Raw genomic sequence first — 20,897 nt, 5'->3', positions numbered from 1 at the left:
TTTACTCCTTTCCTTTCTCTATCATGTCTATAATGTCTTTCAGGTCATTGGCCGAAATCTTCTGGTCTTTGGCGAAGAACGAAACCATTTCCTTATAAGAATTTTCAAAGTAGTTGCGCACAAAACCGCTCATAAAGGTACGTTTGTATTCGCTTTCGCGTATAAGCGGGGTATACTGGTAAGTGTTGCCTACACGTGCGGCACGGATATACTGCTTGCGCTCCAGGTTTTTCACAATAGATGCTACAGTTGTGTAGGGAGGCGCCGGTTTGGGATATTTGGCAACAATGTCTTTTACGAAGCAACTGCCCAGTTCCCAAATGTACAACATTGCTTCTTCTTCTTGTATCGTTAACTTTTCCATGGATAAAGTATTTAAATGAATTCAATGCAAATCTACGAATATTTCGTAAATAAACATCAAACAGTGAGTTAATTAATCTAAATGTTCCTGCTGTGTGTATATTCTTTTGCCAGATTGAAAAGAACATGGCTGTTGATAATCTTCTTTTGGCTAAGATTGTCTATCTTTGCAGAAGAAGCGAAGACTGGCGGCACCTCAGCATAAAAAATGAACGGGTTCATTTTATTCTGCATTCGGTTTGCGCTGTCTTTGTTGCAATGAATTCTTTTACCTTAAATAAAGCAGAAATATGGGAACAGTTAAATCGTTGTTGCTGGGAATGTGCTTCGTATTGGGTGCATGCACAAGCCAGACTTCTACTGTGCAAACCACAGAGAAGGGAACTCAATGGGAATGGCAGAATGGTACCATTGTTGTCAAAACTCCCGAGCGTCCGGCAGGACAGAAGAGTGTATTGGGACTGACTACTCCGAAGTTGGAGGCAGTCCGTGTGGGTTTTGTTGGTTTGGGTATGCGTGGCCCCGGAGCAGTGGAGCGTTTCACTTATATTCCGGGTACGCAGGTAGTGGCTCTTTGTGATTATGAAGAGGCCCGTGCAGATAAATGTCAGGAGCTCTTGAAGAAGGCATCCATGCCCAAGGCCGCCGTCTATTCCGGTGACAAAGGATACGAGGAACTCTGCAAACGTGATGATATAGATTTGGTTTATGTTGCTGCAGACTGGCTGCATCACTTCCCCGTTGCCAAGTGTGCGTTGGAGAATGGAAAGAATGTAGCGATAGAAGTGCCTTCGGCCATGAATCTGCAGGAATGCTGGGATTTGATTAACTTGAGTGAATCTACCCGTAAGCATTGCTTCATTCTGGAGAACTGCTGCTATGACTGGTTCGAGATGAATACGCTGAACATGGCGCAGCATGGCGTGTTCGGTGAAGTTATCCGTGCGCAGGGTGCTTATATACATAATTTGAGCCCGTTTTGGGACCATTATTGGAAGAATGGAGAAAATGACAAGCTGGGCTGGCGTTTGGACTACAACATGAAGCATCGCGGTGACGTGTATGCCACCCACGGCCTTGGTCCGGTGGCGCAAGCACTGGATATTCACCGTGGTGACCGTATGGAAACGCTGGTAGCCATGGATACCAAGTCTGTGGTAGGCAAGGAGCTGGTAGAGAAAAGAACCGGTGAGGAGTGCAAGGAGTTCCGTAACGGTGACCATACCACGACCATGATTCGTACAGCCAATGGAAAGGTGATTGAGATTCAGCACAATGTGATGACGCCACAGCCTTATAACCGTTTGTATCAGCTTACGGGCACCAAGGGATTCGCCAACAAATATCCGGTAGAAGGGTATGCGCTTGACGCTGACCAGCTGAGTGCATCGGGCGTTCAGCCCAAAGTGGATGATTTGAATTCACACGGTTTCCTGCCGGAGACGGAGATGGAGGCACTCGTGGAGAAATACCAGCATCCCATTTTGAAGAAGTACGGTGAGATGGCGAAGGAAGTAGGAGGTCATGGTGGCATGGACTTCGTGATGGACAGCCGTCTGGTATATTGCCTGCAGAACGGTCTTCCGTTGGATATGGATGTATACGATCTTGCCGAGTGGTGCTGCCTTGCAGAATTGGGAGAACTTTCCATGGACAACGGTTGTGCGGCTGTGGCATTCCCTGATTTCACCCGTGGTGAATGGAATGTGGTGAAAGGCTACAAGCATGCGTATGCAAGTCCGGAAGAGGAAGCGGCTGCTATGGAGAAGGCAAGGGCATTTACTGCTAAACTGAAGGAGCAGGGAGCCAAGGAATGGGCTGAAAAGTAATGGCGGTATACTGATAAAACAAAAAAACAGCAGGTGATAAGCCTGCTGTTTTTTTGTTTTATCAGTTTGTCATTTAGTCACTTTCAGCAACTCTTCCTTCATCTTCTCCACTCCCGGAAAGCCGGTTTGTCTGAACGTGGTGTTTCCTTCGCGGTCTACAATCAGATAAGTCGGTACCCCTTCTATCTTGAATGCATCCGATAGGTATTTCCATTGGGCATCTGTCAGACGGAAATGTTCGCCGTGGATGTCGGGAATCATATTCTCCCAGGTCTTCAAGGGGGAGGTTTCGCCGGTGATGTACAGATATAGGATATCCTTGTCTTTCAGTTCCTCCTTCATGGGGGCCATCGTCTTGTTTGCCATACGGCATGGACCGCACCAAGTGGCCCAGAAATCTACTAACAATACTTTTCCTTTGAATTTGCTGATGATGGAAGTGAACAAATCTTCGTTGCTGACGTTGGCGTCCACTTGGTTGATGGTGTAGCCCGTCTTTTTCTTGTTGGCTTCGAGTTGTGCCAGCAGTTCGTCATTGGCGGCAGTCAGCATTTCACGGTATGCGGCGGGCATGGCGACAACGGTGGCCTTTTGCTCGTCGGTGAGCGGGGTGAAGTTCTTGATACCCCGGTAGAGGGTGACATTACGGGCTATATCGAAGAAGATACCTTTGTCGGTTCCCCAGGCTTTGGCCAATTCTCCACTCCGTTCGACATTCCTTGAAGCCATTTGTACATACTGGTTGGACAAGACTGCCTGCGGCACATTCAATATACTCATATCTTCGTCGGACACGTAGTTGGCGGGTACTTTCCGGGCAAGTTCCTGATAGTAGTTGTTTGCTTCCTCCCGTTTGATGAGATTGGCGTGTAGGGCAGCCGATGTCAAGATGCTGGCAACGGAAGACAGCATGGCATTTGTAATCAGTTTGTTATTGATAGTCAAAAGTTGTCGGGTAGAAGCACTATAAGGCAACTTGTCTATTGCTTCTTGTGTTTCGTCGGATATTTGAAGTACGTATGCTTTGGCTGCATCAATATCCTTGCCAGCCAGTGCAGCTATGTTTTGATAGAGCTTGTCTTGCATGTCGATGCCGAGGTGGTTTCCGTTCAATTCTTGTGCCACGGTTTCCAGCGGTCCGTTGATATATACCATTTCTCCATAGGGTTTCCCTTCGCTGTGGAATTTAGACTTGCGCCGGGAAGCTTCGCGTAGATTGACGTATATTTCTGTTGTCTTGCCGGGTTCCATGAAGAACTGGAGCATATGCTCTCTACCCAAATATATGGTACATGGGGTAGTGCCGGGCAATGTTACTTCTTTGGTGAAACTGCCGTCAGGCTGGATGTCGAGTGGTATGTCCGTGATGTCTCCTTTGACATTCTCCCACACGGCAATACTGATTGGCATTCCCATATTGGGGCGTGAATCCAGGAGTTTTCCTTTCAGCATGGCTTTTCCGTATTGGATGACCGGTTCGGGAAGTTCGGCATTAGGGTCGGCTTTGTGTACTACGGCGTTCTGGGGAAGTGCCAGTTCCGGCAGTTTCTTGCTTTTCAGTTGTATTCCCCAGATGCTGAATCCGTTTTCCACCTTTTCGCCTTCGGTGAAGTCGAAGGAGGTAGCATTGTCGGATAGGGGAGGAAAGACCAGCTGGAATTCCGCTTCGCCCGATTCGGGCATCCAAAATTCTTTACCTGGTATGATGCCTATACCGGAACGCAGTTGGTAGGTTTCTCCGTTATTGTCTGTCAGGTAGCTGTCGGGTGCAATCTGTATCCAGTACTTGGGACGATACTTGGCATAGATGTGGAGCACGGTTGCCGTGTCACTGATGACTACTTTACTCACTTCGATGGAAGTCGTGTTTCTTACGATAAACGGTGGTTGGTCAATCACACGGTTTTTGGCTTGCAGGGTACAGCAGATGCACAGTAGGAAGCCTGCTAAGAGTAAATGAATGTGTCTCATATAAATTGTTTTTTGCGAAATTACGAATGTTTCGTAAAGAAACAAGCATGTGGGAGTTAATTGATGTAAAATACTTCCATTTCTTCGTTTTTCAAAGAAACCTTGTATCTTTGCCATCTGATACTTAACACTTAATATCTTGTCATATGAGAACCAGAATTCTTTTGATGGGCTTGTTGTTGGCCGCTGTTGCCAATGCCCAGACTATCTATCATGATGCTTCCGCCTTCCCCCTTCTGGGCAAAGCAACAGAATCTACCCTTACCCGCTATGAGCGTCTGCCGGACTCTCTGCAGAACATCTCCCGCAAGCCATTGTGGGACTTAGGCCGCAACAGTGCCGGACTCGCCGTGCGCTTCCGTTCCAACTCTACAAGCATTTCTGCCAAATGGGAAGTAAGGAACAATATGAGTATGAACCACATGACACCGACCGGCATTAAAGGCCTCGACCTCTACTGCTTGCAAGACGGTAAGTGGATATTTGCCGGTAGCGGACGTCCGCAGGGCAAAATCAATAAGGCGACTATCGTAAGCAATATGTTGCCCGAGGAGCGCGAATACCTTTTGTACCTTTCTTTATATGATGGGGTTACCTCGCTTTCCATCGGCGTGGATTCTTTATCCGCCATTACCCCGCCGGCAGTAGACTTGCCGAAACGTGAGAAGCCGGTGGTATTCTATGGTACCAGCATCTTGCAGGGAGGCTGCGCTTCCCGTCCCGGCATGGCGCATACCAATATTCTGGAACGTTGGCTCAATCGTGAGTGCATCAATCTGGGATTTAGCGGCAATGCCTTGCTCGACCTGGAGATTGCCGATGTCATAGCCGGTGTGGACGCTTCTATGTTTGTCCTCGACTTTGTGCCCAATGCTACCGTGGAGCAAATGAGAGAGCGTGCCGATAAATTCTATACCACTATCCGCAGCAAGCATCCCGATACGCCTGTCCTTTTCGTGGAAGACCCTCTCTTTACCCACTCTCCTTTTGACACCAGGATTGCCAAGGAGGTAAAGGACAAGAATGAGACATTGAATGCCTTTTTCCGTTCTTTGAAGCAACGTGGAGAGAAAAACATCTATTTCCTTGCTTCCCGTGACATCATCGGCCACGACGGGGAGGCTACAGTAGACGGCATTCATTTTACCGATTTGGGCTTTATGAGGTATGCTGAGATACTTTACCCGATATTGGAGAAACACATGCGACCGTAATTAGGTATTACAGCCCCGTTTGTCTGTTTGCTGCCTTGCCGATGCTGTAGGGCAACTATTTGTTTCCTTTAACGAAAGTACGTATTTTTTATAAGTGATTGAGAATGAGATAAGTTTTTATCTCGTAAAAAGAAGAGGTTACGAATTAGAAATAAACAGAATGTGGCATCCTGCTGTGATTTGCATAACCATCCAAAGAACTCTTTCGGTTGCAAAGGTACGATATTTAATCGGGGATAAAGAATGTTTTAAGATTTTTTATCCTCGATTTTTTGCTTGGATAAATCTGTTTTCATTAAACCATATTCTTCTCTATTCTTTGCTATTGCCATTTCAATCCATTCAAACTTATGTGGCAAGGGTTCCTGTTTTTTGAATGGTCTATTTCGTTTGCATATTCTCATCCTGTCGTGTGTTTTGTATAAAAGTCAGCCGTCGTCGAAGAAAGACAGTCCTCGTACCTCAGACTAACTTCCTCCGACTATGGCACGGCAAGAAAAATCCTTGGCGGTATGCCTTGAAATGCTTCAAGACTATACAGCCAAGGACTTTTCTTTGTTTGCCGTGCTGACAACGGCTGACTTTTATAGCCACAACTCGCAGTTCCATTTTAACCGCACAATCCAAACGACATGAAACAGTGGCACGCCACCCTTTCATGTCTTAGTAGTACGGCATGAGGAAAAGTGCTTCTTTTTGTCGGTTGCAGGCTAACCGATCAAAAGAAACACCATTCCTTGATTTGCCGTACCATTTTGTTTGCATACTCCACCGCAAGAAAGAAGTCATTGATGTAAACCTCAACGACCACTTTTATGCTTGGCTGCACAGCCTTGGAGAAAACCCGATGCAAGAAGCATGGACAAGCCATACTCTTCTTTCATCGGAATTTCTCTGAAGACTGTGCCATTCTTGTATGCGATTTCCATTTTCCTAAAAACATTTGCAAGACAGTAATTGTATCCATTTCTCAGAAATGAGTATGCGATAATCGTGCAGTCCAAAAACTTCCGTGAAGTTTCTATTTTCATTTGTCGCTCTGATTTTCTTTCCTCCACAAGGTCTTTCCTTTTGGCATCAACCGTTATCGTGCAGGTGCAAAGGTATGGCAGCGGGCTTTGGAAATAAAAGGTCGAGCCTTCGGTTTTCGAAAAAATCTCCACACCGTTGGGTAGTATTTTTCCGAAAAACCTTGTATTTCCAGCCTCGCCGCCCTTGAAAGGCACCTGAAACGAAACGACCGATGCGACAGGAAGACGCAAAAAAAATGTCGGAAAAGGGAGCGACAAAAAGGTGAAGAAACGAGAACTTCCCTTCAGCTCCTGGAACCGCAAATAAATTTAATTCAAGGCTATATGACAACAAACATCAACATAACACAGACTTGGTGGAGATTACTCTCCGCAGTCGGCTCAACCCTCATCACTTTGGTGGCTTGGTTGGGATATATGGCTCTCTGCATAGTCGGTGAAGTCATATTGGGAATTGTGAAGTTCATCTTCGGCATCATCATTTCCATTCTTTCTATGGTGGTACTGATTGGAACATTCATTTGGTTATTAACACTTTAAAGTACAAGCGATATGAACAGAAGCATTGAAGCGATACCTACATGGGCACTCTGCTACATCATCAATGGCGATGCAAGCGGACTGACAGACGAGGAAATCCGTATGGTGGACGAAGCCATACGCAAGAATAATATTGAGATAGTAAGTCCAAGATACAACGAGGACATGTGCACAGAACCTTACTTCAGCCATTATCCGTTCTTCGGACTGCCTACAGAAGTTGAGGACTGCGACATCATCTATCACGAGTAACAACCCCTTTAACAACATCAGACATGAACACTACAGAATATTTCAAGAGAACCATACAAGCCTATTTGGAGGAGCGTGCAATGGAGGACGAACTCTTTGCAGCCAAGTATGACAACCCCGACAAGAACATAGACGATTGCGTCACCTATATCCTTAATTGGGTACAGAAGAGCGGTTGCAACGGCTTTTGCGATGACGAGATATATGGGCAAGCCATCCACTACTACGAGGAGAAGGACATCGAGGTAGGAAAACCATTGAACTGCCAAGTGTCTGTTAACCACCACATCGAACTCACAGAGGAGGAGAAGGCACAGGCAAGACAGGAAGCCATCCGCCAATATCAGCAAGAGCAGATGAACAAGATGCGTAACAGAGATACCGCCAAGCGCACCTCACAGAGAACGGAAACAGAAGTACACCAACCATCATTATTCGACACGTTATGAAACCAAGAACGAAATATCAGAAGCAAGTCGTAACCTCAAACAAGGGGTTGCGACCTATCAAGGGAGCGCAAATGCAATGGGCATTCCGTAAATGTCTTGACCACTATGCCTTTCAGTTGAAGCACGGACAGACCACTTGCATGGACTGCGGACACACTTGGACTACGGACGAGGATGCGGACAAATGTGTCTGCCCGAAGTGTAAGGCAAAGTTGGAAGTGCAGCGCACCAAGCGACAGAAGGCAATGTCTTCTACCTATTTCAGTGTACTCTCCGAGCGCAAGGGACTGCAACTCATGCGAGCATATCAGATGAAAGCCTATTACCGCAAGGGACAAAAGGCAGACATCTATTGTTGGGAGGTGGCACGCTATTGGATGAACGAGAAAGGCAAGGTGGAGGTTATGGCACGCAAGCGCACAATGGGTATCTATATGGACACGTTCTGCTACGACTCCGACATTGAACTGCGCAAGGACAACACCACCTATCAGCATATTGCTTCATTTCCGGTCTGCCCCGATATGAAAGTCATTCCTCAGATATGGCGCAACGGCTTTGACGGAGCGTTTCACGGCATCGAACCGCTTACATTGTTCAAGGCGATGCTGACAGACCACCGCATCGAAACGATGATGAAACAATGTCGTTACGGACACGTCCGCCACTTCATAGACCATCCACGGCACTTGGAAACTTGTTGGAATGCCTACAAGATAGCCAACCGCAACCATTACCTTATTACAGACATCGGCAAATGGGCGGACTACATCTGTATGTTGGTAGAAATGGGCAAAGACATCAGAAGTCCACATTACATTTGCCCCGACAACCTTGAAGCCGAGCACGACAGAATATCCGATAAAATCAGAGCCAAGAAAGAAAAGGAGCGCACCGAGGAGGAGATACGCAAGGCATTGAAGAACGAGGACAAGTTCAAGGAAATGAAGAGCCGTTTCTTCGGTTTGATGTTCACGGACGGCAATATCGTGGTGAGAATGCTTGAAAGCGTCAAGGAGCACGTTCTTGAGGGCAAGGCGATGCATCATTGCGTAGGCAACGGTACAAACTATTCACTCAATCCCGACTGCATCATCTTCTCAGCAAGAATAGCCGAACAAAGGGTTGAGACCGTGGAGTTTTCACTCGAACAGATGAAAGTCGTACAATGCCACGGACTACAGAACAAGGATACCGAGCACCATGCCGACATCATCAACTTGGTGAACAGCAATGCAAGACTTATAGAGCAACGAATGGTTGCAACAACATAAAATCCATATCGGCGGAGCGATGAAAATTCGTTCCGCCACTTTCTTTCTTTTACCTTTGCACCCAGGAATCAAGTTAGGATATTTGGTTAATGGGTGTTAAGGTGAACTATCTTTCTTTCAAGGTATGCCCTTTCTCATGTCATAGTCCTTATATAATCCAGCCAACTTTCTTGATTCCATTTAACTATTAAATGTCAAAATTATGGATAAAGAACTTTACATAGGCGTGGATGTCTCAAAGCAGACTCTCGACCTTGCTTATTATGACGGAGAAAGCATTGATTGGAAGAAAGCCCATATAAAGGTGAGCAACAACAATGCAGGTTTCAAGAAAATTGGTTCATGGGTGGCAAAGGTAAGCAAGGGGTTTGATATAGTCTTGTTCTGTATGGAATATACAGGACTTTACACCCAAAACTTTAGACTGTGGTTGGAAGAGAAACATTATATTTATAGGATGGTGGAACCTCGCAAGATGCATCGCTTTGAGCCAGACTTGGATGATGGACTGCGTTCGCTCGACCGCATCAAGACTGACGAGCTTGATTCTTTCCGCATAGCCATTTACTGTGAGCAGAACCACAGAAAGATTCTTCGCAACCCATCAAAACTTCCTTCTCCTGTATATTTTAAGTTGAAGAGGCTTTTGGCGGAACGCAAGCAGACAGTCAAGCAGTCAGTCCTTTACAAGCAGCAGCTTCATGATATATGTGCGTATGACACAGATTTGTCTGTGGAACGTAAGAATGGGCAACTTAAAACGCTCAATGATGCACTTAAAGGCATAGACAATGAAATTGACATGTACATAAAAGAAGATGCGGACATCAGCAAGAACTTTTCCCTGCTGACATCAATACCTGGTATTGGGCGTGTTGTCGCACTTGAAACCATTGTCTTGACCGAAAACTTCATGGCAATAGATAACCCACGTAAATACGCTTGCTATATTGGTGTCGCTCCTTTCAAGAAAGAATCTGGTACATCTGTGAGAAAAGGCTCGTCAGTCTCTAAGAAAGGTTTTAAACAGGCAAAGGCAGATTTGTCCATTGCCTGTTTGGTTTGCATGCAGCACATTCCGAACATCAGAGATTACTGGGAACGCAAGAGAAAGGAGAAATGCAGTGGAATAGTGTTTAATGCAATCAAGTTTAAGATGATACTCCGTATGTTTGCCGTTATAAAACGAGGTACTCCGTATGTGGAGACGGACAATTATCGAAATGGGAAAAACAAGCAACCAGGAGTGAACTAACAGTGTTTTAAGACCATCACTATACCATGATAGAGTCTCTTGGTTGCTTTTGGCACTACCTTTGCGAGGAATCCTCAAAAGGAAGGAACTCCAGACAGAGGTAGTGAACTTTTTAATCTTAGGCAAAGCCCTTTCCCTTGATATAGTCTCCTCTGCCCGAAATGTCAGACTCAGTGCCTTTTAGGGAATTAGCTGTCCGTCCCAGCTTTTAAAAGATTTGGCTTATCCTGACATAGAGAGTTCCTTTCGTAAAGCGGTGCAAAGATATGAAAAATAAATCATTTGTAGGCATTGACATCTCTAAAAATGTCATAGATGTATCTATATTTCGTGAGGACACCAACATCAAAATGTTCCCTCATGAGGTGTTCAACAACACTCGCAAGGGATTTGGCGATATGTGCTCATGGCTCAAAAAGAGCCGTGTGGTACTTTCCCAAGCCCTGTTTGGCATGGAATTTACAGGTTGCTACTCCTTGGACTTGGAAAAATTCCTCACGTCCAAGAATTACTCTTTCTGTATGCTTAGTACACGTATAGTAAAACATCATCCTATGGGGACAATAGATAAGCGAGACAAGAATGACTCTGCAAAGATAGCTGACTTCCTCTATCGTTATGATGGCACGGAATGTGCCAAGCCATACAAGTTGCCAAGCAAGGCTATGCAACAATTGAAGCAACTTGTCAATGAGCGTAAGTTCCTTGTGGAGCAACGGACAAACTTTATGAACCGAATGCAGATGTTTGAAACGAAAGAGGATTCTGCCATGTATGAGAGCTACATTAAAAAGCTCAATCATGACATTGAGAAGATAGATCAGGAAGAGTGTGAATTAATGTCCAAGGAGGAAGATGTCTTTGACACTTTTCAGAATCTGTTGACGATACCAGGAATTGGTTTTGTCAATGCAACAAACATAATTGCCATCACACGAAACTTTACCGCTTTTGACACAGCTCGGCAATATGCGAGATATGTTGGCGTAGCTCCATGCAGTCACACTTCTGGTACCAGTGTGAAATGGCGTGCCCGACCTTCCGCACACTGTAACGGTCAAGTGAAAGCTGACCTGTCTATGGCGGCATTGAGAGCTGTTGAGTACGATGTGGAAATGCAAATGTTTTATAATCGAAAGTTAGGAGGCAGAAAAGATTCTGATACTAAGCGTAAGGCATTGAATGCCGTCAAGTTTAAGCTCATTTGCAGAATGTTTGCCATAGGCAAGCAAAAGAGAAAATGGGAAGTGTTGAACACCTCTGACGACAGAAAGAACTTACATATTGAAAAGTCCAAAGCAAGTGAACTATGACAATGTACCATTGTCTCTTATAGTCTTGTGAGGACAGATACGGATAACTAATTAGGAATCGAGCAAAAAGCTATTAAAAGAAAGAGTTCCGTATCGTTTTTTTTGTAACAGAAAAGTCAAAAAATGTCTTCTTCTGCTACAGGGGTAGGTATGACTATATGCTTTCTGGGGGCAATTTTGCTTATTTTAACACAAAAAAGCTCTCAAAAATTTGGTGATGTCTTAGGAATCATGAGCCGAGGAGCGGAAAAGAAAGTGGCAAAGAAACCCTCTTGCCCTTATCTGCGATGCTTGCAGAATAACAAAGGACAGCCCAAATCAAAAGGACTGTCCTTTATTCATAAATCGTTTTTTTCTGTTCCTTGGGAGATAGTCCTATCTGGCGATTGACACTTTTGCTTACTAATGTGGCATGATGCCGTCCTGTGGATTCAGTGGCAAGCTGAGATTTTAGCCGTAGTCTTTCTTTTTCATTGGCGTACTCTTAATTTATTGTCAGAGGCGATACGACTTGAGACCTTCATCGAATGCAGCCTTGATTTCGGCTGCATAGGCATTGAAGTGTTCGTTGATGATGTTATCCACATAACTTGCAATGGAAATCTTTCCCTTGCCTACGATACTGACAAATTTAGTCACACGCTCATGAATGTCCTCGCTGATGCCAACATGTCTGCCATATCTTGCGGTAAAACCTGCATTTGCCATGAACTTGCCGACATACTGCTCAGCACGCTCTTTCTCCATTCTGTCGATTGGCTCAAATTCACCCACATCATAATTCTCATATGCTGCATCTTCATCAAAACACTCCTCCTTGTCGGAAATAGTTGACGATGTACGGTCTTGAAATGTCTCTTCAAGACAAGCGTCAATCTGTTTTCCAGCTTCCTCCATTGTCTCTTCATAATTTCTCATGAAAGCCTCATACAACTCCTTGGCATCTGTCGAAGTGAGTTGTCCTTTACCACAGTTTTTTGTTTTGTCTGCCATAATCATTTTTTAATTGTTATACAAATTCTCTGCTATTGAAATACTTGTTGACTATTGAAAATCCGACTTCAACAGTTTTTGTCAGATACCTGACATATGCAATTCCATCAACGCATCTATTTTGCGTTTAATAATCTTTGAGCGTTCTGCGATTTCAGCTTGTAGCTTTTCGCTGTCCATTTCCGAGAATGTTTTGCCCACATGTGCAAATCTATCCTTTGTTGCATTGTTCTCTTCTGTTCTTTCCATAATTCTCCTATTAAATTGTTATACAAAGTCGAGGATATTGAAGTCCTCTATACTGTCTGGCACCTTAAACTCTTTCTTTGGCTTGGAAATCTCTACAATCTTGTGAGTTTGCAAGTAGAAGGTGACGTAATCATGGATGTTCTTCTTGCACTCCTCGCTGTTCTCCATGAATTTCTCATAGAATTGGTTGCCATCCATCTCATGGAAAACCTTGCCTGCATGTCTTTTCTCCTTGTCCGTTGCTTTCGGTGCCTTGACGGTATTCACAGCTGCGTCAATGTCCTCAAAACTTGACCCTTTGGCTTGTGGCACATCGGCATCTTCCTCGTTGTCAGAATATTTCATACCAATATCTTCTATGCGAACATTCGTAAACACGTCATCAAGCTGTTCGTCAGAAATCCGTGCCGTACTCTTTGGAGAATCGTCAAATGTCACGTCATTATCCGATACGGACATGGATTCTGTTTGTTTTTGTTCCGTTTCTTCTTTCTTCCGCAGTTGGGACACTTTGAAAAGACTTTTGCCTACAAGTGCCATCGGGTCGATAGGCGGTTTTTTCTCCTTTTCCTTGCCGTTCGCAACTTCAAGAAGCAACTTGTTGTAAAAATAGATAGTCCAAACATTGAATGCAGCCAAGACTATCAAGAATATAGTTTCCATTGTCATGCTTGTTCCTTTTTGTTACATATTCCAATCGTCAATCTCTTTTCTCAGCAAGCCGTTGATTTCTTCCTGGTTCTCTTTAAGATGTCTCTCAAGAATAAGGTCGATGTAACCACCGACTGTCAACTCATGCTTTGCGAGCACACTGACTATTCTTGAAATTTTCCTGTGTATCTCACGGCTGATATAAACGCATTGACGAGTCTTTATCTCGTTTCGCTTGAAGAATGCCGAATCGTAACTTTCCGAAGAAGCCTTGGGAGGCTTGCGTGAAATTGGCGGCTTATCGGTCTGCGAGCATTGGGACTTCCAGCCAACCTCTTCTTTCTCTTCGGTATCTTTCACTTGGGATTGGGAAGCTCCGTCAAGAATGGATGCCGTTGTCGTGCCAATCTTGCTCTTGCCAATAGAGGCAATGAGCAGATTTTCATCTATTGCGTCAGTGTTGATTTTTCTGCTTACCATAGGCTCATGTCTTTATGATTTCACAAATCTCGTCGGACAACTCCTTGATGCCACTCCCTCGCAACAGGTTTGGGTCTGATGGAAAGATGGTGGAACGGAACACTGCCTTTCTGTTCTCCGACAGCTCTCTTCTGAAACGTTTGCTGTCTGGCAGTCGTGTGTTGAGAACCGAATAGTCGAGAGACTTGAACATACCTTCATATACATCATACAAACTCGTGCGTTCTCGTTTGTCAACCATTGTCCAAAAGAAAGCAAGTTCCTTGGTGACCGACCAACCCTGTGTCAAAAAGTTGTCGTGGAACAACTGCATGAAGCTCATTGCGCTTTCTACAACAAAGCGGTCTGCGCTGACGGGTACAAATATGTAATCCATCTGAGACAAGGTCTTCATGACGCCCTCACTTTTGATAGTTCCAGGCATGTCAAAGAAGATGAAGTCAAGTTTAACCTCTGTTTCATTCAACACTGTCTCTGCGTCGTCAAGCGCATTGACAGCATTGCTTCTCGTTACGCTGAAGGACTTCTTGCCCAGCTTTTTGAAATGCTCACAGGCTTGCGCCTTGAAATAGTCGCTGCTTTTGATGAGTTCCAGTTCCTCGTCTCGCAGGTCTGCAAGGTTGTATTGTGGCTCGTCACAGTCTATGACCGCCACATTGTAACCCTTGACATTGTGAAAGTAGTTGGCTACAAGAGCCGTGATGGTGGACTTTCCTATTCCGCCTTTCTGTGTTGCGAACGCAACAAATCTTGTCTTACTCATATCGTTAACTTTTTAAATTGTTGATTACTCGTTTCTATGATTTCCTGCCAATTCAAAGATATGAACACTTTGATGTCCATGTCTATCGGTCATTGCTCCATTATGGAGACCTTGAACTGTTGCAATGCTTCATCATTTCCATACGACAGTACGACAGTGAATCAGTAAGTCTGTACGTCAGTGGAGCATCATGGATGCAAAGAGACGCTGCAATAGTGACAGGCTTATTCGTTGCTGCAAATGCTTGTTTCATCATATTTTCAAATCATTGGTTCAATGTTTGGCTGCAAAATAACAACGAAATTTCCGAAAAACAATGGTTTTCAAATCCTGTGGCAGCATGTTGCCGATAGTTGCAGTGGTTGTCTGGGGTCGCATTGTTACAAGGGCGCATTTTTAGCCGTAATTTTGCACCCGAAAGGCAAAGCAATGGATAGCGCATCCATATCGTTCCGACAAGAACAAGGCTTGATGCTCCGCAAAGGACAGGATTTCCCGAACAGCTTCCATTCGGGATGGGACAGCTTCTTACGAAGGCTAACTTCAATCCACCCTAAGCGGATTTTTATGTCCTCAAAGACATAGCAAGGTATGTTTTGAGTTACTCAAAACCTTTGGAGTTACTCTCCAAAGACCTTGCCCTGCCGGGTTGGTAGCCTCTCCGAAGTCGGGCTCCCCATGTTCCAATCTGACGATAGTTTGTGCAATTCCATTATTGCCGCATGTACCACTTAATCCATTTAATATGAACACAGAAAGAAAACGAGGGGGACGAATCCCCAAGCTGAACCCGAAGTCGCACCATGTGATGCTTCGGTTCGACGATGACGAGTGGATGAAATTCCTCGTCATGTATGAGCAGACTGATGTGAAAGCGAAGGCTGTCTTTGCCAAGGCACGTATTTTCGGCGAGCCGTTCAAGGTGCTGCGCGAGGACAAGACATTGGTGGAATACTACACCAAGCTTTCTTCTTTTCACTCGCAGTACCGAATGATTGGCAACAACTACAACCAGGTTGTCAAGGAACTCCGTTGTCATTTCTCAGAGAAAAAGGCGATGGCTTTGCTCTATAAGTTGGAGAACTGCACCAGGGAACTGGTCTCTCTTACCCGTGAGATAGTTGAACTAACCCGTAAGTTTGAGGAAAGATGGTCGCAAAGATAAGTTTCGGAAGTTCATTGTATGGCGCACTGGCATACAATGGTGAGAAGATTAACAAGGAAGAGGGAAAGCTCTTGGCAACGAACAAGATCTTCGATGATTGTTCGGGAAAGACGAGCATCGCCAATGCCTTGCGTGATTTCCAACGATACCTTTCTCCGCACATCAGAACGGAAAAGCCTGTCGTGCATATCTCCCTGAATCCGCATCCTGATGATGTGCTGACGGATATGGAGATGGAGAACATCGCACGGGAATACTTGGAGCGCATGGGATATGGCAACCAGCCATACATGGTTTACAAGCATGAGGATATCGACCGTCATCACATGCACATCGTGACCATCCGAGTGGATGAAAACGGCAAGTGTTTGGATAGCCGATACAACTACCATAGGAGCAAGGCTATCACCCGTGACTTGGAGGAGAAGTACAATCTCCACAAGGCAGACCGCAAGCAACGTCAGGCAGACAATCCACTCCGTAAGGTGGATATAAGCCAAGGCAATGTGAAGAAGCAGGTTGCCAACACCGTAAAATCTCTCTGCGCTACCTACAGGTTCCAGTCATTGGGCGAATACCGTGCACTTCTTTCCTTATATAATATATCCTTGGAGGAGGTCAGAGGCGAAGTTGGCGGTCGTGAGTATCATGGCTTCGTCTATTCTGCCACTGACGGACTGGGCAACAAAGTTGGAAATCCTTTCAAGGCTTCCAAGATTGACAAATCTGTCGGTGTGGAGGCAATAGAAAAACGGTTCGCTTATTCTACCAAGAAGTTCAAGGAGGAAAAGAAACTCTCCGAGATGACCCGTCATAGCGTGGAAGCAGTCTTGAAGCAGACTTACCATAAGGATAAGTTCGTTGAGTTGCTGAAAGCAAAGGGTATTGATGTCGTTTTCCGCCATACAGCTGACGGCCGTATCTACGGAGCAACATTCATTGACCACCGCACCCAAAGCGTGTTCAATGGTTCAAGGCTTGGAACGGATCTTTCTGCCAATGCTCTACAGGAGCACTTCACCTTGCCTTACGAGAACGAACAGCCGATACCGCTTGCCATTCCAAAGGAAGATGGTGCAATCTCAGAACAAGAGCGTCACGATTCTGGCTTGTTCGATGAATACGGCAGCGGTCTTGGACTCATGTCTGGAGGAGGTCCTTCAAATGAAGCACAGGAAGCTGCATTTGACAGGGAGTTGCGTAGAAAGAAGAAGAAACGAAAAGGGCGAAGTCTTTAATCGTGTTATCAAGGTTGACTTTCTTATGCAATGGAGAAAGTCAGCCTTCAATCAAAAACAATTTGTATAACTTCAAAATAAAAAACAATGGCACAAGAAGACGATTTAAGAGCATTGGGGAAAATTATGGATTTTCTCCGTGCTGTGAGTATCATACTCGCAATTATGAATGTGTATTGGTATTGCTACGAGGCAATGCACATATGGGGAGTGACAATCGGGGTTGTTGACAGAATCCTTATCAACTTCAACCGTACAGGTGGCTTGTTTCATTCTATCCTCTACACCAAGCTGTTCTCGCTTTTACTCCTGGCGCTCTCATGTCTGGGAACCAAGGGCGTGAAAGCAGAAAAGATGAGTTGGAACAGGATTTGGACGGTTCTTGTCGTTGGCTCCTGTCTGTTCTTCCTCAACTGGTGGATATTATTGTTGCCTATATCTAATTTGGGCAATGCCACGCTGTACATATTTACAATGACAGCGGGTTATATCTGCCTGTTGATGGGAGGACTCTGGATGAGCAGACTCTTGAAACACAACCTCATGGAGGATGTGTTCAATAATGAGAACGAGAGTTTCATGCAGGAGACCAAACTCATGGAGAACGAGTATTCCGTCAATCTGCCAACACGATTCTATTACAAGAAGAAATGGCAGAGAGGATGGATCAATGTAGTCAATCCATTCCGTGCCACCATCGTGTTAGGTACACCGGGTAGTGGTAAGTCCTTTGCTGTAGTGAACAACTACATCAAACAGCAGATAGAGAAGGGGTATTCAATGTATATCTATGATTTCAAGTTTCCCGACCTTTCGACGATTGCCTACAACCACATGATGAACCATCAGAATGGATATAAGGTCAAGCCCCAGTTCTATGTCATCAACTTTGATGATCCTCGCAGAAGTCATCGCTGCAATCCCATTCACCCGGATTTCATGAGTGACATTTCCGATGCTTATGAGAGTGCATACACCATCATGCTCAACCTCAACAAGACGTGGGTCCAGAAGCAGGGCGACTTTTTCGTGGAGAGTCCGATTATCCTCTTTGCAGCCATCATTTGGTACCTAAGAATCTACAAGAACGGGAAGTATTGTACCTTTCCCCATGCTATCGAGTTTCTGAACCGCCGTTACGAGGATATATTTCCGATACTGACCTCTTATCCGGAGCTGGAGAACTACCTTTCGCCGTTCATGGATGCGTGGCTTGGAGGGGCTGCGGAGCAGCTCATGGGTCAGATAGCGTCGGCAAAAATCCCGCTTTCGAGGATGATTTCACCGCAGCTCTACTGGGTGATGTCAGACAGCGAGTTTACGCTGGACATCAACAATCCCGAAGAGCCGAAAATCCTCTGCGTGGGTAACAATCCCGACCGTCAGAATATCTACGGTGCGGCACTCGGTCTGTATAATTCCCGTATCGTGAAGCTCATCAACAAGAAGGGACAACTCAAATCATCCGTTATCATTGACGAGTTGCCGACCATCTATTTCAAGGGATTGGATAACCTGATTGCTACGGCACGAAGCAACAAGGTGGCGGTGTGTTTAGGCTTCCAAGACTTCTCGCAGTTGGTTCGCGATTATGGAGACAAGGAGGCAAAGGTGGTTATCAATACGGTAGGTAACATCTTCAGCGGTCAGGTCGTTGGCGAGACCGCCAAGACTTTATCCGAGCGGTTCGGTAAGGTGTTGCAGAAACGGCAGTCCATCTCCATCAACCGGCAGGATGTTTCCACCTCCATCAACACGCAGATGGACGCGCTCATTCCACCGAGTAAGATTTCCGGGCTTACGCAGGGAATGTTTGTCGGTTCTGTATCCGACAACTTCAACGAGCGTATCGAGCAGAAGATTTTTCATTGCGAGATTGTGGTGGATGCCGAAAAGGTGAAACGGGAAGAAAGTGCCTACAAGAAAATTCCCGTCATTACAAACTTCACGGACGAGGACGGCAACGACCGCATGAAGGAAACGGTGCAGGCGAACTACCGGCGCATCAAGGAAGAGGTGAAGCAGATTGTGCAGGAGGAACTGGAGCGTATCAAAAACGATCCGGTGCTGTGTAAACTGCTACCAGATAATGAGACTGTCTAACAAGTCCCCAAAATTGAAAATTATCCCTATCGAAGTTTGAAGTGACCCCCAAAAGTTGGATACAATTTTTTTGGGGGGCACTTCAGTTCTGACGGGTAAAATCGTAAAATTCGGACTTGTTAGACAAATACTTACGCGGTTTCAACCTCAGGTACTGAATCTATCGAATTGACAAATTTAACCAATTGCGGATCTGAATCTTTTTGTATGAGGTTTCGGAGACTCTTTTTCAAGTCTTACAGGTGAATACTTGAATTCAAATCACAGAGAAGTGAATAGACAGTATTACCCGACAGAGCAACTACGACAAAGCAATGCCATCAAAAAAAATGACTGCACACACAAAGCATAGACTGATTGTCTTGCCCTAAAAGATTGATTGGAATTTATTCAGGACTGCCTATCACTTAGATAGAAGTCCAAGGTCTGCTGAAATACATAATTCAAAAATTGAAATTGCTTGACTGCAAATTTAGTAACTTTGCTTGACAAATTAACGAGAAAGAAGAGAAAATGAAAGCCGACCGCATAACATCACCTATACGCAAGCAGGGGGTTCGTGCTTCGTAAGACTGGAAAGTGGTAAATTTAAAGTTCAGTTCATCGTAGGTAGCTTAGTGGTAAAAATCCCTGCCTGCGTGTAGCTGAAAAACGTTGTACGACATAGTAAAACCGAACCAAACAAAATGAAAGTCAGAGAAGAAAAGTTAAGAACAATTATAGAATGGTCGGAGAAAAACGAAGATGTAAGAGTTCTTCTTCTGACAAGTTCACTTGTAAATCCTTTAGCACTTGTTGACGAATTTAGTGATTTAGACATTGAATTTGTTTTTGAGGATAATACAAATTACATTTCAGACAAAAGCTGGACGCTTAAATTCGGAAATCCAATTGCTATGATTGAAGAAGACGAAAGTTGTTTTAACCATAAACACGCAATGAAAATGCTACTTTATGAAGACGGTGTGAAAGTAGATTTTAAACTTTACAGCAAATCAAAATTTATAAAGGAAACGCAAGAGAAAGAATTACCAGAAGATTGGGATATTGGTTATAAAATTTTAATTGATAAAGATGGTATTACAAAGCAAATGCTGAAACCAACTTATCAAATTTCCATTATCAAAAAACCGTCTGAAAAAGAGTTTCAAAATCTAATAAACGATTTTTGGTGGGACACAACTTACGTGGCAAAGTGTCTTGTGAGAGATGAAATATTCTATGCGAAATTTATGTCGGAAACCGTTATTCGCACAGAATATTTAATTCCTTTAATTGAATGGCACATTGCAAGTGAACACAATTGGAACATAACGACCAATAAATATGGACGACTTTTCAAAAAGTATCTTAACCAGGAAATGTGGGCTAAAACAGAACAAACATTTTCAGGGAGCGATATAAAGGAAAATTGGACTGCTCTATTTTCAATGACTGATTTAGTTTCAGAAATAGGAACTGAATTGTCAAAAAAATTAGAGTACAAATACCCGGATAAATTAGAAAATGACATACGAAAATATTTAGCTGGACTAAAACCCAAAACATAACTACGTCGTACAACATCGTATTGGCAATAGGCGGGCTGAACGGCTTCGTATCAACGGAAGTGCAAAATTCAACTTCTGTTCTTCGATTAAAGTTCAGTGCTAAAAATCCCGCCCATCGCCAATACGCGGCACGTTATGCGGCAGCTTAAAAGACGACACCAAACCAAAAAAATCATCTTGACAACCACCCGACTTTGAACTACGAAGGATGAAA

Annotated in this window: 21 protein-coding genes; 13 read left to right on the top strand and 8 right to left on the bottom strand. The window is 44.5% G+C overall.

Annotated elements, in window-relative coordinates:
* Nucleotide 1 precedes the first annotated feature (1 nt).
* On the bottom strand, nt 2–364 hold the full coding sequence (locus DW896_RS16065; protein ID WP_005829755.1) for a BlaI/MecI/CopY family transcriptional regulator: 363 nt from the start codon (nt 362–364) through the stop codon (nt 2–4).
* A gap of 289 nt (nt 365–653) precedes the next feature.
* Between DW896_RS16065 and DW896_RS16060 the strand changes: the two genes are divergently transcribed.
* A complete protein-coding gene (locus tag DW896_RS16060; RefSeq protein ID WP_005833396.1) occupies nt 654–2,192 on the top strand; it encodes a Gfo/Idh/MocA family protein in 1,539 nt (512 codons plus the stop codon).
* A 69-nt stretch (nt 2,193–2,261) separates the two neighbouring features.
* Here DW896_RS16060 and DW896_RS16055 read toward each other — a convergent pair whose 3' ends face one another.
* Nucleotides 2,262–4,163 (bottom strand): TlpA disulfide reductase family protein, encoded by a 1,902-nt coding sequence (locus DW896_RS16055; RefSeq protein ID WP_119993566.1) that lies wholly within the window; start codon nt 4,161–4,163, stop codon nt 2,262–2,264.
* 146 nt (nt 4,164–4,309) lie between these two features.
* On the opposite strand from DW896_RS16055, the gene DW896_RS16050 reads away from it, so the two are divergent.
* Entirely contained in the window at nt 4,310–5,377 is a 1,068-nt protein-coding gene (locus tag DW896_RS16050; protein WP_005833392.1) for an SGNH/GDSL hydrolase family protein, read from the top strand.
* Nucleotides 5,378–5,625: 248 nt separating this feature from the next.
* Here the strand turns inward: DW896_RS16050 and DW896_RS21515 are convergent, their stop codons facing one another.
* Nucleotides 5,626–5,781 (bottom strand): hypothetical protein, encoded by a 156-nt coding sequence (locus DW896_RS21515; protein WP_158556339.1) that lies wholly within the window; start codon nt 5,779–5,781, stop codon nt 5,626–5,628.
* Between the two features lie 79 nt (nt 5,782–5,860).
* On the opposite strand from DW896_RS21515, the gene DW896_RS21510 reads away from it, so the two are divergent.
* The 7 genes from DW896_RS21510 (at nt 5,861) to DW896_RS16015 (ending at nt 11,491) form a co-directional block, all read left to right on the top strand.
* On the top strand, nt 5,861–6,013 hold the full coding sequence (locus DW896_RS21510; RefSeq protein WP_165860123.1) for a hypothetical protein: 153 nt from the start codon (nt 5,861–5,863) through the stop codon (nt 6,011–6,013).
* A gap of 719 nt (nt 6,014–6,732) precedes the next feature.
* Entirely contained in the window at nt 6,733–6,948 is a 216-nt protein-coding gene (locus tag DW896_RS16040) for a hypothetical protein (RefSeq protein ID WP_119993562.1), read from the top strand.
* Nucleotides 6,949–6,960: 12 nt separating this feature from the next.
* The gene (locus tag DW896_RS16035) at nt 6,961–7,200 is read left to right on the top strand and encodes a hypothetical protein (RefSeq protein WP_089544682.1); all 240 of its coding nucleotides are present in this window, start codon (nt 6,961–6,963) and stop codon (nt 7,198–7,200) included.
* 23 nt (nt 7,201–7,223) lie between these two features.
* The gene (locus tag DW896_RS16030; protein ID WP_004312216.1) at nt 7,224–7,649 is read left to right on the top strand and encodes a PcfK-like family protein; all 426 of its coding nucleotides are present in this window, start codon (nt 7,224–7,226) and stop codon (nt 7,647–7,649) included.
* Nucleotides 7,646–8,923: a PcfJ domain-containing protein gene (locus tag DW896_RS16025; protein ID WP_119993559.1), complete on the top strand. Its 1,278-nt coding sequence runs from the start codon at nt 7,646–7,648 to the stop codon at nt 8,921–8,923. The genes DW896_RS16030 and DW896_RS16025 overlap by 4 nt, the downstream gene beginning before the upstream one ends.
* Nucleotides 8,924–9,125: 202 nt before the next feature.
* On the top strand, nt 9,126–10,178 hold the full coding sequence (locus DW896_RS16020; RefSeq protein ID WP_007896891.1) for an IS110 family transposase: 1,053 nt from the start codon (nt 9,126–9,128) through the stop codon (nt 10,176–10,178).
* Nucleotides 10,179–10,444: 266 nt separating this feature from the next.
* The gene (locus DW896_RS16015) at nt 10,445–11,491 is read left to right on the top strand and encodes an IS110 family transposase (protein WP_007896893.1); all 1,047 of its coding nucleotides are present in this window, start codon (nt 10,445–10,447) and stop codon (nt 11,489–11,491) included.
* 495 nt (nt 11,492–11,986) lie between these two features.
* Here the strand turns inward: DW896_RS16015 and DW896_RS16005 are convergent, their stop codons facing one another.
* The 5 genes from DW896_RS16005 to DW896_RS15990 all read right to left on the bottom strand — a co-directional run bounded on the left by DW896_RS16005 (nt 11,987) and on the right by DW896_RS15990 (nt 14,627).
* Entirely contained in the window at nt 11,987–12,484 is a 498-nt protein-coding gene (locus DW896_RS16005; protein WP_230315341.1) for a DUF3408 domain-containing protein, read from the bottom strand.
* 81 nt (nt 12,485–12,565) lie between these two features.
* Complete coding sequence (locus DW896_RS21500) at nt 12,566–12,733, bottom strand: hypothetical protein (RefSeq protein ID WP_165860121.1); 168 nt, start codon at nt 12,731–12,733, stop codon at nt 12,566–12,568.
* An 18-nt stretch (nt 12,734–12,751) separates the two neighbouring features.
* Nucleotides 12,752–13,402 carry a hypothetical protein gene (locus DW896_RS16000; RefSeq protein ID WP_119993555.1) on the bottom strand — a complete coding sequence of 217 codons (651 nt, stop codon included), beginning with the start codon at nt 13,400–13,402 and terminating at the stop codon, nt 12,752–12,754.
* Nucleotides 13,403–13,417: 15 nt separating this feature from the next.
* Nucleotides 13,418–13,864: a DUF3408 domain-containing protein gene (locus tag DW896_RS15995; protein ID WP_119993552.1), complete on the bottom strand. Its 447-nt coding sequence runs from the start codon at nt 13,862–13,864 to the stop codon at nt 13,418–13,420.
* A 4-nt stretch (nt 13,865–13,868) separates the two neighbouring features.
* A complete protein-coding gene (locus DW896_RS15990) occupies nt 13,869–14,627 on the bottom strand; it encodes a ParA family protein (protein WP_119993549.1) in 759 nt (252 codons plus the stop codon).
* Between the two features lie 745 nt (nt 14,628–15,372).
* Between DW896_RS15990 and mobA the strand changes: the two genes are divergently transcribed.
* The 4 genes from mobA (at nt 15,373) to DW896_RS15970 (ending at nt 20,683) form a co-directional block, all read left to right on the top strand.
* Nucleotides 15,373–15,792: a conjugal transfer protein MobA gene (gene mobA, locus DW896_RS15985; protein WP_032856281.1), complete on the top strand. Its 420-nt coding sequence runs from the start codon at nt 15,373–15,375 to the stop codon at nt 15,790–15,792.
* Nucleotides 15,777–17,030, top strand: a complete 1,254-nt coding sequence (gene mobB, locus DW896_RS15980) for a conjugal transfer protein MobB (RefSeq protein WP_117663910.1) — start codon at nt 15,777–15,779, stop codon at nt 17,028–17,030. The genes mobA and mobB overlap by 16 nt, the downstream gene beginning before the upstream one ends.
* 87 nt (nt 17,031–17,117) lie before the next feature.
* The gene (gene mobC / locus DW896_RS15975; RefSeq protein ID WP_118192123.1) at nt 17,118–19,133 is read left to right on the top strand and encodes a conjugal transfer protein MobC; all 2,016 of its coding nucleotides are present in this window, start codon (nt 17,118–17,120) and stop codon (nt 19,131–19,133) included.
* A gap of 686 nt (nt 19,134–19,819) precedes the next feature.
* Nucleotides 19,820–20,683 carry an aminoglycoside 6-adenylyltransferase AadS gene (locus tag DW896_RS15970; protein WP_003013318.1) on the top strand — a complete coding sequence of 288 codons (864 nt, stop codon included), beginning with the start codon at nt 19,820–19,822 and terminating at the stop codon, nt 20,681–20,683.
* Nucleotides 20,684–20,897: the final 214 nt, after the last annotated feature.

This window comes from Bacteroides sp. AM41-16, assembly GCF_003603495.1.
Lineage (GTDB): Bacteria > Bacteroidota > Bacteroidia > Bacteroidales > Bacteroidaceae > Bacteroides > Bacteroides uniformis.
This window is presented reverse-complemented; position numbering and strand designations above follow the sequence as displayed.